Source organism: Sphingobacteriales bacterium (assembly GCA_016700115.1).
Classification (GTDB): domain Bacteria; phylum Bacteroidota; class Bacteroidia; order Chitinophagales; family UBA2359; genus UBA2359.
On sequence record CP064999.1, the window covers coordinates 2,550,984 to 2,567,712 of the forward strand.

General features: G+C 43.2%; 6 protein-coding genes. 5 read left to right on the forward strand and 1 reads right to left on the reverse strand.

Annotated features, from left to right (window positions below; genetic code table 11):
- Positions 1 to 6 precede the first annotated feature (6 nt).
- The 4 genes from IPM47_09140 to IPM47_09155 all read left to right on the forward strand — a co-directional run bounded on the left by IPM47_09140 (position 7) and on the right by IPM47_09155 (position 2,133).
- Complete coding sequence (locus IPM47_09140; protein ID QQS31431.1) at positions 7 to 534, forward strand: SCO family protein; 528 nt, start codon at positions 7 to 9, stop codon at positions 532 to 534.
- Positions 535 to 582: 48 nt separating this feature from the next.
- The gene (locus IPM47_09145; protein QQS31062.1) at positions 583 to 1,125 is read left to right on the forward strand and encodes a DUF420 domain-containing protein; all 543 of its coding nucleotides are present in this window, start codon (positions 583 to 585) and stop codon (positions 1,123 to 1,125) included.
- Between the two features lie 32 nt (positions 1,126 to 1,157).
- Complete coding sequence (locus IPM47_09150; GenBank protein QQS31432.1) at positions 1,158 to 1,484, forward strand: nucleotide pyrophosphohydrolase; 327 nt, start codon at positions 1,158 to 1,160, stop codon at positions 1,482 to 1,484.
- Positions 1,485 to 1,560: 76 nt separating this feature from the next.
- Positions 1,561 to 2,133 carry a DUF697 domain-containing protein gene (locus tag IPM47_09155; protein QQS31063.1) on the forward strand — a complete coding sequence of 191 codons (573 nt, stop codon included), beginning with the start codon at positions 1,561 to 1,563 and terminating at the stop codon, positions 2,131 to 2,133.
- A gap of 74 nt (positions 2,134 to 2,207) precedes the next feature.
- Here IPM47_09155 and IPM47_09160 read toward each other — a convergent pair whose 3' ends face one another.
- Positions 2,208 to 2,570, reverse strand: a complete 363-nt coding sequence (locus IPM47_09160; GenBank protein QQS31064.1) for an iron-sulfur cluster assembly accessory protein — start codon at positions 2,568 to 2,570, stop codon at positions 2,208 to 2,210.
- Between the two features lie 1,555 nt (positions 2,571 to 4,125).
- On the opposite strand from IPM47_09160, the gene IPM47_09165 reads away from it, so the two are divergent.
- Positions 4,126 to 16,584 (forward strand): tandem-95 repeat protein, encoded by a 12,459-nt coding sequence (locus IPM47_09165; protein ID QQS31065.1) that lies wholly within the window; start codon positions 4,126 to 4,128, stop codon positions 16,582 to 16,584.
- The last annotated feature ends 145 nt before the right edge of the window (positions 16,585 to 16,729 follow it).

Sequence of the window (16,729 nt, forward strand, 5' to 3'; positions counted from 1 at the left end):
GGTGAAATGGTAAATCAAAGTACCATTCACAATAAAATTGTAGTGGCTGATTTTTTCTTTACAAAATGTCTGGGTATCTGCCCCAAAATGTCCTCGCAACTTCAGCGCGTTCAAAAAGAATTTATAGATGATGACAGCATTCTCCTATTATCTCATACTGTTGACCCGGAACGTGATTCAGTCGAAACTCTGGCCGAATATGCAGGTCTATATGAAGCCGACCCAACTAAATGGTTGTTCCTGACCGGATCTAAAACTGACTTATACCATATAGCCCGAAAGGGGTATTTTGTTACTGCAACAGAAGGGGACGGGAGTTCCGAGGATTTTATTCACACCGAAAAGTTTGTTTTGTTGGATAAATCGGGTGTTATCAGAGGATATTACGATGGAACTGATAGCCTTGAGGTCAACAAACTGATGACCGATATTAAGATTTTACAGTTGGATTATCCTTCGAATAAAAAGGAAATGGTGCTTGACAGACAGCGCAGCGCAGCAGAAGCCGAAAGCAGGAAACAGAATAGCAAATAAATTTATAGCATCATTCATTTAAGATAAATCTTCAAACAAATTCAGTTTATGGGCATTCAGGTAAACCCCGGTAGTGAAAAATATTGGGTGAAAGGGATTGTAATTATTTCTGTACTTGTTCCAATTCTTGTTGCCATTCTTTTCAGATTGCCACAGATAGATATTCAATTGCCGTTCGATGTTATGGTCTTGCCAAAACTTCATGCAATTATCAATGCAACTGTAACACTTTTACTCTTAACCAGTTTTTATTTTATTAAAAGAAAAAAAGTAACACAACATAAAATCTGCAACATAACCGCATTAGTACTATCTGCTTTATTTTTGGTCTCGTATGTTACCTATCATGCCATGACCGAATCGACAAAATTTGGGGGAGAGGGAATTGTGAAGTATATTTACTATTTTATACTACTGACTCATATCGTATTGGCTGCCCTAATTTTACCGCTCATCTTATTTACTTTTTTAAGAGCTTTTTCAGGCAATTTTGACCGGCATCGCCGGCTTGCCCGATGGACAATGCCACTATGGTTGTATGTTTCAGTTACAGGTGTACTTGTATATTTGATGATTTCACCATACTATTAAAATCTAAAACAATGCAAGAAAAACTTCCCGTAATAACTATTGCTGAAGTACAACAATTGGTAGATGACTGGATAAGGACGGTAGGGGTTCGTTATTATAACGAATTGACAAACATGGCAATTTTAACCGAGGAAGTAGGAGAGGTGGCCAGAATAATAGCTCGTCAGTATGGAGAACAATCGTTTAAAGAAAGTGAACATACTGCTGATTTAGGGGACGAATTAGCCGATGTATTCTTTGTTTTAGTTTGTATAGCCAATCAAACCGGAGTCAATCTGACCGAAGTTTTGCTGAAAAACTTAGAGAAAAAAACTAAACGGGATGCGTTAAGACATGCCAACAACCAAAAACTTCAATGAATAATTGGGTTAATCACTTTTATTGGTTGTTTAAAAATCTAAATTACTTAACTTGCAGTAAGATAAACATAATACCATGGATTTAACCGCACAAAAAGTTATTACAAACCATGTTTCATGGTCGGTTGCAGCAGGTTTATTGCCGGTTCCAATACTCGATTTCGGATTGGTTACAGCTTTGCAATTAGAAATGATTAAAAGCCTTTGCGAGGTTTATGGTATCCCATTTAACCAATCTTTAGCTAAATCAAGGGTGATTGCTGTGATTGGCGGGATGACCCCAAGAGTAATGAGCAGCATTATAAAAGTTATTCCAATAATTGGCTCAGTAACAGGTGCTATTTCAATGCCATTGCTCTCCGGTGCCAGCACTTATGCGGTGGGACAGGTTTTGGCGAAACATTTTCAGGAAGGTGGAACGCTTGAAAACTTTGAAATGTCAAAATTTAACGACTTGTTTATCCAAATGAAAACTGAAGGTAAAGAACTTGCACAATCCTTTGCTGATCAATTTAAAAATTTGGCCGATGCCGGTTCATTCAGAGATATTGAAAAGTTGAAACAGCAAGGGGTTATAACTCCCGAAGAATATGAACGAATAAAAAAACGGATGTTTGACCGGGTAAAAATTACCTTGAAAATTGATTAAAAAAGGGGCTGTTTAAATACAGCCCCTTTTTTGATGGATTAAATACCGACAAAACTATCTGAAATCGAATATACTCAAGCAGAAAAAGAAGTACCACAACCACAGGTTGATGAAGCATTAGGGTTATTAAAAATAAACCCTCTATTGTTCAGATCATTCATATAATCTATTTCCATTCCCAATAAATACATGCCTTGTGCCCGGTTCATAAAAATCCGGACACCGTTCATGTCAAATTCTTCATCGCCATCTTTTTTGACATCAAAGCCAAGAATATAGGTTAGCCCGGAGCATCCGCCACCATTTACCCCTACACGAAGCCCGTGGTCTTGAGGAATTTCTTTTTCATAAATTAAGGCTTTTATTTCATTGATAGCACTTTGAGTAAAGCTGATAGGTGAAATATCTGTTACCGGATTGATGTTTTGAACTGACATGGAGTATGTTTTTTAAGTCTCTATAGATTTGTAAAGATAAAAAAATTATAGCAAAGGCCGATTAACCATAAAAGTTTTTGAGTTAAGTATCGGTTTGCACTATACAACATTTTTAAGTTTTGCAAAGTTCATGGAATAATTTTCAAAAAGTGGGTTAAAGAAACATACTTATTTACGGATGATACTTAAAGATTATGTTCACACAGATTCAATAATATGGATTGTTTGAGGCTGGAAGTGAGTACAATTTACCATTTTTACCCAGTTCCTTTGTAAAAAAGTATGTCGGCTGCCGCCGTCGTTTGCCTGTGAGATTTGTCAAACCTCATCGTTTTGCCAAAACTACGTGGTTTTAAACACACTACCCCATAAATATAAAAACCCGTCTGCAAATGTGCAAACTAAACGGTTTTGCCCGATGTTATCCGGGTTTGTAGAACCACATAACTATGAGGATGTTAAAGCTCACTTCGAATTCCTGAATTGTCCCTAAATCACCGGTCACCTCAAGCATCATGAAGGGGGGGTAAGATTTTGTTTATTGCAAGGTTCAGGGTGTTTCAAGCAGGGTTAGGTTAAACAAGGATGGCATTTCCCCGTTCATGGGGTAGGGGAGTTAGTGTATCAGGAGGTAATATACCTACCCGACAGTGGCAACCAATTGCAACACGGTTTAGTAGGAAAAACAACTTTTTAAGCCTCTGCAAAGCCTCCATACCCCCCTGCATTACATCTAAGCCCCTCTGCAATAACTCAATGTACCCCTGCATTGCGTCAATGTACCTCTGCAATATCTCAATGAACCCTTGCAATAGAATTATGTGCCTCTGCAAAAACCCAATGTACCCTTGCAATGATTCATTGTACCCCTGAAATGCCTCATTGTACCCCTGCATAGGACTAATGCACCCCTGCTTTAAAATAAGGTACCTCTGCAATGACTTAATCCACACCTGCAATGACCTAATGCACCCCTGCAACAGGTTAATACGCACTTGAAAATTCTTCGAAAATTCGTGTTATCTGGGGAAAAAAAATGGCACTACTGTAAAGACTTAGTGCCTATCCGAAACTAATTTCCAAAAGAATAGCATTGCTTTGGGGTTAAAGCTTATGTGCTATTTTTCAGATTTTTTCTTCCAATTAGTTTAGTTTTTCGTTTTTTTGAAAGTTTTACTTTGTTTAGTGTTTGTTAAACATTAAATTAAAATTGAGCTTTTTTTCACGGAACCGTTTGTGTTTTATGAACCTGCTATACGAAAGGGCTACTAACGGGCTATATTACGTATATGTATTACCCCCCGTTTAATGTTTAAGTACATAGGTGGGACTGTAGTCAGATTTTAAACCGGTTCACTTTAAAAAGCTAAAAAACTGCTGAAATTGTCCTGCTCTCCAGAAGTTATCAGGCTCATGCAAGAGGGGCAATTCGTTTGCTCTGTGGTTGGTTAAGACCTCCCTAAAAAAGTGGAATAATTATTGCTTAATGATTGCTTAGTTAAAGCATCGTCTTATCCCGAAAGCAATACAATAAGTAATGAAAAATAATTCTGCTATGAGCAAAAGGTTAACCCTGACTGTTTATATATTGGCTTTAGCGCTGATAACCACTATTTGGAGCTACGCACAAATCAGCAATCCTTCAACGTATGATTTGAGGTTCAACAATGGCCAAGGAGGGTGTGGGAGTAGCACCTATTGTATAGACATACAAATAAAAGCATCAACGGGAGCACCTGATTTTGCATTAGGCTCACATACCATTTGGTTTAATTACAACAAATCGGTGGTCAATACCCCTGCTTACAGTGCTTTGAATTTCAATTCAGCAACCACTTGCAGCATAGCCGGAGTTGTTAATTATAACCCTTATCTGAGCACTTCCTTTAATTTTTCAGAAACAGGTTCGGAAGGAGAAGCAAATTTCACAACCTTGTTAAACTCCTTTACCGCAGGTTTTGAATGTCCGGTGGTTAGTGCTGCAAATTGGGTAACTATGGGGACGGTTTGTTTTAATGTGGTCAATGCATCAGGTAATCCTAACCTCTATTTTAGCACAGAGTTTACCCTGATTAACATGAGTAATAATCAGCCTCAACATAATCAGGGTAACTTAGGCACACTTAACAGTCTTTCAGGTTCGGGAAGTGCCGGGAACCCAGGAACAGCGACTTTTAGCAATAATTATGTTTGTCAGGGCGAATCCATTAATTTTTCGGCAAATGGTTATTCGGCAAATTCCGGTTTTTATACGGGTTTAATGGTAACAAATAATGCGGCAGTAAATTCATCTGCCGGTTTTTTAGCTGCAACCAAATATCTTGCAACCGGCGTTCCAACTGCAAGTGCATCTAATACTCCGCCAAATGGAACCGGTTTTCCGGTAAATACGCCTTTGTATGTCTATTCATTTATCGGGTCGGGAAACGGCAGTATTTTACAGATAAACCCATCCTGTTTTAGCATCAGTCCTCCGGCAGGACCTTTTGTTGTTTTACAAAACATCATCACTTCTCCGAGTAATTATGCTTGTTTGGGCGGAGGTAATGCTGCTTTAAACATAGTCGCTGCAGGGGGAATGCCTGCATATAACAGCGGAACAGAAAAATTTAACATTAGCGTACAAAATGCAACATATAGCGGACCAAGTTTGGTCAGCAATAATCAGATAGTCAGCATAACAGTTACTAACGGATTGCCGTGGACTGTTACATTTACCGATAGTGACGGATGTCAGGGTGTGGCAACCGGTACTTTTATTGAGGCCAATGTTTGTGGCGTTTGCAGCGCAAACGCTGGTTCGGTTACGGTCAGCAAACAATATGTATGTTGGAACGAAAGTATCTCAATTTCTGCATCGGGCTATAATTTTGGAAATCCCTCCACAGGCTATGTTGGTTTATTGGTTACACCGGATGCCTCATTTTCTGACCTGATGAATGATGAGAAATACGGCTTGTATGCAGGAGCAACAGCCTCACATATCAACAACGATATTGCAGAGATAAACCAAACCCTGTATGCCCATTCCTTTATAGGTGAGGGCAATCCGTTTTCGTATAACCCAAGTTGTTTTGACCTGAGTGCCCCATCTTCCTCTTTTGTGTTGTTGGGTCCCATTTATTTGAATGGAAACAATCAGTTTACCTATGTCTGTAATGCCAACCAAACTGCAACTATAGCATTAGCCCCTACCGGCGGTATGCCTGCATATAGCCCGGCCAATGAAAAATTTACTGTTACAGTTAGCGGAAGTGCTACATACAGCGGTCCTTCACAAATCAACAATGGACAATCGGTCAATATCATTATCGCGAATGGCGCATGGTCTGTTTCCTTTACAGATAGCAAGGGCTGTTCTTATGTGTTGAATAATACCTTTAACAGTGCGGTCTGTGGAACAGCATGCAGTGTAGATGCCGGAGTAGCTTCAAGATCTAAAAACTTTGTCTGTTGGGGAGATCAGATTTCATTCAGCGCAACCGGCTATACCCTTGGAGTTGCAAGTTCTTATGTGGGACTGGCTGTTTCAACCAACGGCGGATTAACCTCTTTGACAGGGGCTTCATTGTCCCATTTGTTTCTTGGACCTAATACGGTTTTTACCAACAATCAGTTAAATTCACTAAATCAACCTTTATATCTGTATTCGTTCATTGGTGAGGGTGCTCCTTTGGGCAGTTTTAATCCCAATTGTACAGATTTGAGTAGTCCGACTGCTTCGTTTGTGTTGTTACATCAGGTTGTAGCTAATAAATCTGCCTATGTTTGTGCAGGTGGTGGTGCTACGGCTCAAGTAGGGGTAGCAGCATCCGGAGGAATGCCTTTGTATCAGGCAGGTCAGCTTTTTACTGTCAGTGTCAATAATGCAACTTATACAGGGCCAACTACTGTAACTAATGGCACTTCGATTACAATTACAGTCAATAATGGCGCATTGTGGAGCGTAACATTTACCGATTCACAAGGTTGCAGTGCTACCATCAGCGATACTTTTAATGCAGCCACCGTCTGTCCGACTTGTACCGCACAGGCAGGAAGCGATCAAACTATATGTGAAACCTCCACCACCCTTGCGGCAGTTTCGGCTCCGGTGGGCGGTTCGGGTGTTTGGTCGGTGGTTCCTGGTGCCGGAACCGGAACATTTGCCAACAGCAGTAATCCTGCTACAACAGTAAGCGGGTTGTCATTAGGGCTGAACAAATTGGTGTGGTCTGTTACGCAACCGGCCTGCCCGATTGTTCGGGATACCGTACATATAACCGTTTTGTCCGGAGCAGCTTGTGGCTGTTGTCAGGATTTTAGTGCGCTTGTTTCAACAGAAAATGCCGGTTGCGGGCTTTCAAATGGAAGTATTTCAGTAGAAGTAAGTGGTGGTGCCGGCAATTATTCAGGTTCAATAATAAATGCCATAACCGGCACGGCAGTTGCTAATCCTCAAACACTTCCTTCAGGTATTTATCAGATAACCATAACAGATACAGGTTGTGGTTGTTCCCCCATTACACAAATCGTTCAGGTTTACGAAGATGAACCCGACTATGGGGTACAGACTTCGGTAATTCACGTTAACGACTGCGAAGACATCAACTCAGGCCAGATCTGTTTTAATTTTGCAGGTGGCGGTACTCCTCCCTACTCGGTCAGCTTAAACGGGGAAACTTATGGTTCTTACAATACAGGCTCTCATTGCATTCAAAATCTTTCTCCCGGCAACTATGATATCTTGATCAGCGATGCCAACGACTGTTCAAAAACCTTAGCGCCTGTTACGATAATGCAAACTGCAACCTGCGATGATTGTTCCGATACTGATATGTTAGTTCAAAGCACAGTATTACCGACAAGTTGCGAAATCGCAAACGGGCAAATCTGCCTGACTGTGTCCGGTGGTGCCCCGCCTTACACTTTGAGTGGCGGAACAGTTCTGAACGAAGGACAAGCATCCTGTTTGACCGGATTACAGGCCAGTATTTATAATTTTACAATCACCGACTCTAACGGATGTATTGCCAATCATTCGGCAACAGTTATGCAACCCGCAAGCGTAAATGTGGTCAGTACGGTGCAAAATGCCGGTTGTGGCTCTGCTAATGGAAGTTTTTGTTTGACAATTTCAGGCGGAACAGGTACTTATCAGGTCTATGCTACCGGATACGAATTTGGAACTTTTCTGAATAATCAGCAAAAATGTGCCGGAGATTTGCCTCCGGGATTGTATGTGCTGTCTATAACAGATGAAGGAACCGGATGCAGTGTTACAGAAACTGTGGGCATCGGTCAGCAAAACAATAATATTCTTACAAACTTACAGGTAACACCGTCCACATGCTCTTCAAGCGGTGGAGTTTGTCTTACCTTTACCGGCGGAAACGCTCCTTATTCAGTTTCCGGAGTTGCAGCAATTACCGGAAGCTTTGGACAAGGTCAGGAGCGATGTTTTGGCGGAATAGCCCCCGGCACTTACAACTTTACCGTTACGGACAATAACGGATGCAGCAAAAACGGGGCGTTCAGCATCGTTATGGAAGCAAGTTCTGTCAATATTACTGCAACAACCGGCAACGCCACTTGTCAATCTCCGGGTTCTGTCTGTATTACTGTCGGTGGAGGAACTCCTCCATACACCGCTTCAGGAGTGGCAGGTATTAATTCAACGTTTACCAATGGCGTTCAACAGTGTTTCAATCTTTTAGGCAATACATATACACTTACATTGACGGACGCAAATGGATGTGTCGGTTCAAAAACGTTTACCATCAACCAAACTAACAATACTATCAACGTAAACCTGACTTCAACCTCAGCAGGATGTGCCGGTTTGGGAGGTGTTTGTGTCAGTTTCAATGGAGGTACTGCCCCTTATACAATTACAGGGCTTACGATGCTGAATGGTAATTACAACCAAAATCAGCAACAATGTGTGAGTGGATTAGCCGCAGGCACCTACAATTTTACGGTAACTGATGCTCAGGGTTGTTCTAAACAACATAGCTTTAATATAACCGGTGCTTCTTCAGGTATATCGGTATCCGTTCAATCTGACAATCCGGGTTGCACAAATTCTGACGGTGAGGTCTGTTTTACGATTTCCGGCGGAACACCGCCATTTCAGATTACCGGCAGCTCCGGCGCAAATTATGGAACCGGATTTGGAAACGGACAACACTGTATTCAGGGCTTTTCGGAAGGTAATTACAGCTTTAACATCATTGACGGAATGGGCTGTTCGGTTACAGCCAATTCAATTTTACAAATCACGGATGATTGCAACAATCCCAATGATTGTGAAACCGTTCTGTTTGACTGCAGCCCTGCCGGAACTGTCTTTAACTTATGCCCCGATTTCTGCCTGCTGACCGGAAGTTATGAAATAATTTTAGTCAATACGGGGGGTAATGGTACGGCAACAATAACCAACTCGGGCACCTGTATGAGCTATCAACCTCAAACCGGATTTGCCGGTCTGAATACGATTTACCTGATTGCCTGCTCTTCGCCCACAGTTTGCGAAACAATAGCTTTAAAACTGACCGTCGGTGCTTGCGGGCAGGCTCCTACTGCGGTGGCAGATGCTTTTGCTGTGAATCAAGGAACAACCACATGTTTAAACGTTTTAGCCAACGATTATGATGTGGATGGCAGTTCATTTAGTGTAGGTACGTTCACACCGCCTTTGCATGGTACAGTTTCGCTTAACTCGAGCACAGGAGAACTGTGTTACCAATCAGATTCGGGTTATTCAGGATCCGATTCTTTTACATATACTGCCTGTGATGCAACGGGTTGCAATACTGCTACCGTTTTTCTTACCGTTGAATCAGGCGGGGGAAGTACAACCGTTTGCACCAACCCTGCAAATTCAGGTACTATCTGTACTCAGCCGGTTACACCTGTAAGCATCTGTGTCTCATTTTGCAACCTCAATGCTTCGGCAGCTATTACAGAAGTAAACAGCACATTTGACAGTGGATTGTCTATACAAGCCTACAACTGCATACAATATACTCCCTTACCGGGTCAGACCGGAGGCAATACAATTACCATTAAGGCTTGTGACAATACCGGTAATTGTGAATTGATTTATATGTCTGTTCAGGTGGATGCTGAATGTGGAAATCAAACCTGCAGCAATCCGGAAAACTTGTGCACAACTCCGATGACACCCATTGAGTTTTGTGTGGAGTTTTGTAATATCAGTGGAAATACTACCATTCAGGAGATTAACACGACTTATAACTGTGGCATCTTAATTACCTCAGACAACTGTATCCTTTATACCCCGTTGCCCGGTTTTATGGGGACTGAAATGATGGAATTGGTGGGATGTAACAGCACCGGACAATGTGAAACCATTGTGATTCCGATATTGGTGGCGGAAACCTGTGAAGTAGATCCGGAACCTTGTATAAACCCGGATAACCTGTGTACTACCTTTATAACGCCCATTGAATTTTGTGTCAATTTCTGTGATTTGAACGAATCGGCAGCAATAACAGAAGTCCATCCAACTTACGATTGCGGAATTGTATTATTGGGCGATAACTGCGTTCAATATACTCCACTACCGGGCTATGTGGGGATAGATGTGATTGCTGTTACAGGATGCGATGATACCGGAGCCTGCCAAACCATACTTGTCAGTGTAAATGTAGCTGAAAGTTGTGAACCTGTCAATGATCCGCCGGTGGCCATTGACGATACAGCCACTACTCCGTTTAACACACCGGTTACAATAACCGTATTAGTCAATGACAGCGACCCTAATGGCGACCCTATCACTATTACCACATTTACACAGCCGACTTCAGGAGGAACAGTTGAGTTGATTGGCAATAATTTGGTGTTTACTCCTACCCCCGGGTTTTCCGGCACTGCTGTTTTCAACTATACGATATGCGACCCTTATGGACTATGTGATGAAGCCATTGTTACGGTTATAATAGAACCGGAGCCGCCTTGTATCAACCCCGACAATTTATGTACAGAGCCGATGACCCCCTTGGAGATATGTGTTGTTTTTTGTGATTTGAACGAAACCGCACAGGTAACCGGAATTACCGCTACGTATAATTGCGGCTTAATGATTCTTCCGGTACAGGGATGTATTCAATATATCCCGCTACCCGGTTTCCTTGGCCCGGAATTATTAGCCATCACCGGTTGCGACAATACAGGTGCTTGTCAGACAATTTACGTCAACGTGATAGTACAGGCAAATTGTGATACACCGGTCAATAATCCGCCGGTAGCAGTTGATGATTCGGCGACTACTCCGGAAAATACACCGGTAGAAATTATTGTTCTGACCAATGACTCAGATCCTGACGGTGATGTCATCACAATAACAGCCTCAACACCACCGGCACATGGCACAATCACGCTTAATGCCAATGGAGATGGTTTTATTTATACCCCTGATAATGATTATACCGGATTTGACACATTTACTTATCAGATTTGTGATCCGGAAGGGTTGTGTGATATTGCGGTCGTAACCATTGAAATCATCAGCGATTGCCCGAACGGACCTCCGGTATTTGTTTGCACTGAACCGATGGTGCCCACCATTATCTGTCCCGAATTTTGCAACATCAGTCCCGAAGATGGAATTACCATCATCAGTGTAACAGCAACCTTTAATTGTGGAATTAACCTGTTGACTGACGGTTGTTTTCAATACACGCCACTGCCCGGATACACAGGACAGGACTCCCTCATCATTATTGGTTGTACCAATTTAGGCGTTTGCGACACAACAGTAGTCTATTCTTTTGTGAGTTGTGCAGCACCGATTGCTTTTCCTGATATTGCTACTACGCCCAATACGCAATCCGTTAGCATAGATGTATTGGCAAACGATATAGGAATTTGCAGCGATGATATTCTCGTTACGGTAGTTACACAGCCCTCTGATGGTACTGCTTCGGTAAACGCCAATAATGAAGTGGTCTATACACCCCCTGCCGGTTTTACAGGCGTTGTTGTATTTACTTATACGGTTTGTGATTTATGCAGTGCAAGCGCATGTGATAATACAACCGTTACGGTAACGGTAACAGGGGGCGGACCGGTTCCGGAAGTTGACCCTCAACCCGATGTGGTGCAAACACCGTTTAACACCCCTATTCAAATCAATGTGTTATCCAATGATTTAGGAGCTAACCTCATCATCAGCAGTTTTACCCAACCCGACAATGGAACGGTAACCTTCTCTCCTGATGGTACTCAGGTAATTTATACACCCAATACCGGTTTTTCGGGAGTAGATTATTTCTTCTATACCGTTTGTGACAGTGTGGCCAATGTTTGCGAAACCACAATAGTTTCGGTAACTGTTTTGCCCGAAAGCAACCCTAACCTGCCGCCTACCGCTAACAATGATTTTGCGGTAACTCCTGTCAATACACCCATTCAAATTCCGGTTTTGGTGAACGACAGCGACCCCGAAGGACAACTGTTGACGGTTACTGCCGTAACCACTCCAACCAACGGTACTGCTTCGATTGTTGACAATCAGGTGCTTTATACGCCTAATCCCGGTTTTACGGGGTTAGATAGTTTCCTTTATGTGATTTGTGATACCGGAACTCCGGTTCTTTGTGATACAGCAATGATAGGCGTAACAGTTGGAGTTCCGCCTTATCCCAACAATCCTCCGATTGCAGTTCCGGATGAAGCCTTTACAGGAGTTAATACACCGGTTACGATAAACATTTTGGGCAACGACTTTGACCCCGATGGCGACCCGATTACCGTTTCTATAGGATCAGACCCGGCTAATGGCACCGTTATTCTGAATACAGACAACACAGCTACTTACACACCAAATCCGGGCTTTACAGGAACCGATTACTTTACATACATCATTTGCGATGACGGGATGCCCTCTTTGTGTGATACTACCTGGGTAACCATTCAGGTCAGTTCAACAGGCGTGCCTCCCGTTGCGGCAGACGACGATATCTGTATCGGTGTAAATGAGCCGGTTGAGATTTTTGTTTTGAACAACGATTTTGATGCAGATGGCGGGTTGATGCTCATTACCCTGATTACCTCCCCTGTCAACGGGCAGGCTTTTGTGAGTGTTCCCGGAAATTCAATTGCTTATATCCCATCTGTTGGTTTTGAGGGTGTTGATGTATTTGATTATCAGATTTGCGACCCGACCGGGCTATGTGATACAGCAACGGTAACCGTTTATGTATCTTCGGGCATATCGCTTCAACCGGATATTTATTTTGTAACCCAAAACGGGTCGGTATTGATGCCGGTATTAGAAAATGACTTTGGCGCGCAACTCACAATTACCGGTTTTACACAACCTGCACATGGAATTGTCATTGCAGACGGCAATACCTTAGCCTATCTGCCCAATGCCGATTATATCGGACAGGACTACTTCTTCTATACCGCTTGCGATTGTGCGGGCGAATGTCAGGAAACAATTGTCGCGTTGATTGTTATTCCGGCAAACGTAGGGAATCAGCCTCCTATTGCAAACAATGACTATGCCTCAACACCAATCAACACGCCGGTTGATATTCCGGTATTGGATAATGATTCCGATCCCAACGGAGATCCCATAGTGGTTACCGGCATTTTTGATGCCCCTGACCCGGTTTTAGTCGGTACTCCTGAGATTGCTCCCGACGGATTGAGTGTTATTTTTACCCCCGTTGAGGGCTTTGAAGGCTGCACCATGTTTGGTTATATTGTTTGCGACAATGGTAATCCCGCTCTTTGTGACTCCGCTTATGTTGCTGTGGGAGTGGGTAATACCGGTTGTCTCAACCTACCGCCTTTGGCTCAACCCGACACCGTCTCAACAACACTTAATATCCCCGTCATCATCAGCGTTTTGGACAACGACAGCGATCCGAACGGTGATTTGATTACAGTTACAGTAGCAACTGTGCCTCTTAACGGAACAACGGTGATTAATCCCGATAATACGGTAACCTACACACCCAACACAGGTTATCTGGGAACCGATTATTTTGTTTATGTTATTTGTGATGACGGAAGCCCGTCTTTGTGCGACACTTCGTATGTCATTGTAAACATAGTACCTGAAGCTGTTTTGGCACAACCCGATATTTTCTATACAAATGTAAATGTGCCTTTGACCGATAATATTTTGGTCAATGACTTTGGCGATGGCATCTTCGTAGCAGGGGTCAGCTTCCCTCCCGAAAATGGCACCCTAAGCATAGACAATGCAATTACAGGAGTAATTACCTATACCCCCAACACCGATTTTGTCGGAACCGACTATTTTGAATATGTTATCTGCAATAGTCCCACGAACTGTGATACCACATTGGTAACTATTATTGTATTGCCACCAACAGATACCAATCTTCCTCCGGTAGCCGTAAACGATGTAACCACTACACCCATAAACACGCAGGTTTGTGTTCCGGTATTGGCAAACGATTTTGACCCGCTTGGAGGCAACAGTATTTTCCTGACCAATTTTGAGGCAACCTCAGTAAATGGCGGCACCATCTTGCAATCGGGCGAACAATTGTGTTATACTCCTCCGACCGGCTTCACCGGACTTGACAGTCTTACATACATAATTTGCGACAACGGTAGCCCTGTTTTATGCGATACCGGAACAGTCGTTATAACTGTAGGAACCGGCCCGATGAACAATCCGCCGCTTGCAGTGGATGATAATTATGTTACAGCGGAAAGTACGCCCATTACCGTCAATATTTTGGCAAATGACAGCGACCCCGATGGCGACCTCATAACGATTACCTTCCTTTCAGACCCGATGTTTGGAACTGTTACAGATGCAGGCGGAGGTAATATTACCTACGCTCCTGACGCGGGAGCAACCGGAATTGACTTCTTCTCATACATTATTTGTGATAACGGATCCCCCACACTTTGCGATACTGCTTACGTTACCATCACCATCCAACCCGGACCTCCCGTTCCGTTTGAGGTACAGCCCGATATTGCGGTAACTGCTCCCGAAACACCGGTGGTGATTGATATTTTGGACAACGACATCGGATTCCCCTTACCTGCTACCATTGTTGTACTCGACAACCCTGATTTGGGAGTGGTTACAATTGACCTGATCACCGGTTTGGCGACTTATACACCCAATGCAGGAGAGCAGGATACGACCGATTACTTTGTCTATCAGGTGTGTAATGCTGCGGGGCTTTGCGACTCCACACTTGTCACCATCATCATCTTGCCGCTCGATATGACCAACGAGTGCCCAAATGCAGGGAACGATACCGCATTTACTCCCGAAGATACGCAGGTTTGTATTAACGTACTTGCCAACGATTCCGATGCCTTTGGCGGAAACATTCTGGCTCTTGTTACTTTTGAACAACCTACAAACGGAACGGTTATTTTCCAACCTGACAGCACGCTTTGCTATCAGCCCAACACCGGGTTCTGCGGGCTGGACAGCTTTACTTATGTGATTTGCGACAACGGATTGGCTGTATGTTGCGACACGGCCACTGTGGTGGTCAATGTTTGCGCCGGTGTTCCGGGCAATCATCCGCCGCTTGCCGAAAACGATGTTTCGTTTACCGATTTTGATGTGCCGGTGGTGATTAACATTTTGGCTAACGACAGCGACCCCGATGATGATGACCTTACCGTTACATTTATCTCTGAACCTTGTGGAATTGCTGTGTTAAATGCCGATGGCGCATCAGTTACTTATACTCCGCTATCGGGTTGCGGACCTGTGGACTACTTCTCTTATGTGATTTGCGACGACGGCTCGCCGGTGCTTTGCGATACAGCTTATGTAACCATTACCATCATCGGCCCACCGCCTCCGGATCATATTATCACCGAAACCACACCTGAAGATACCCCCATTTTAATCTGTGTTACAGATCCGGTTTATGGACTTGACTTCGGAAACCTGACCCCGGCAGTAATAGTCGTGGATACGCCGCCTCTAAACGGAACGGTAACTTCGGGTGGTGCTACTTGTATCACTTATACCCCTGACCCCGATTTTTGTGGTGAAGATACTTTTATTCTTACTGTTTGCGATGAATCGGGAGCGTGTGTGCCTGTTACCGTTAACATGACCGTTACCTGTGTGCCCGATGCACCTGTTGCGGTAGATGATGCCGGCACAACACCCGAAAACACACCTATAACCATACCGGTATTGGCAAACGACTACGATCCTGACGATCCTTCAAACCCTGATGCTGTTGTGTTGATGGATATAGTGGACGAACCAACAAATGGGATTGCGGTAATTGTTGGAGATTCAATCAGTTACACGCCCAATCCTGACTTTACAGGCTGCGACACATTTAGTTATATCATACAGGCTATTGATGATTTACTGACTGATACAGCACAAGTGGTGGTTTGTGTTACTCCTGATACAACAGCCCAAATTATTGTGATCGCTGTCAACGACAATGCCGAAACCCTGCTCAATACGCTTGTTACTATTCCGGTTTTGGACAACGATACTTATCCGGGTGAGGGGCTTGTAACAGTTAGCATTTTGACTCTTCCGTTAAACGGTACAGCAACGGCCGTTGAACAGAGTCCGAACAATTGGGCAATAAATTATACGCCGGGTTCAGGATTTACAGGAGTTGATTCTCTGCAGTACATACTTTGCGAAACGCCGGCAGGCAGCACAGAAGCAGTTTGTGATACTGCCTGGGTTTTCATCAATGTGGCAAGTTGTGAACTTCTGTTTGCTTCCGGTTTTTCACCCAATGAAGATGGTATTAATGATACCTATATCATCAGCAATTTGGACAACTTAAGCGAATGTTTTGTGGATGCAGAAACAGAAATGATGATTTTCAACCGTTGGGGTGATGTGGTTTATCAACAAATCAACTATTCCAATGACGACCCCTGGGATGGCACCTGGTTTACCAACGGCGAACCGGTTCCCGACGGTACTTATTTCTACTATTTTGTGGTGAGAAATACAGCACAGGGAGAACTTTTCAGAAAGCAGGGATATATAGAGCTTCATAGATAAGACCATCGCTTTGATATTTAAAACCCCCGTTACTTAATATGTTCCGGGGGTTTTTTTAGGATTTTAACTCAGTACAGTTAAAGCACAACTTTTTTTCAAAAGGAAAACCTGCGGTATTATACCAATTATGATTTGATTTTGTACC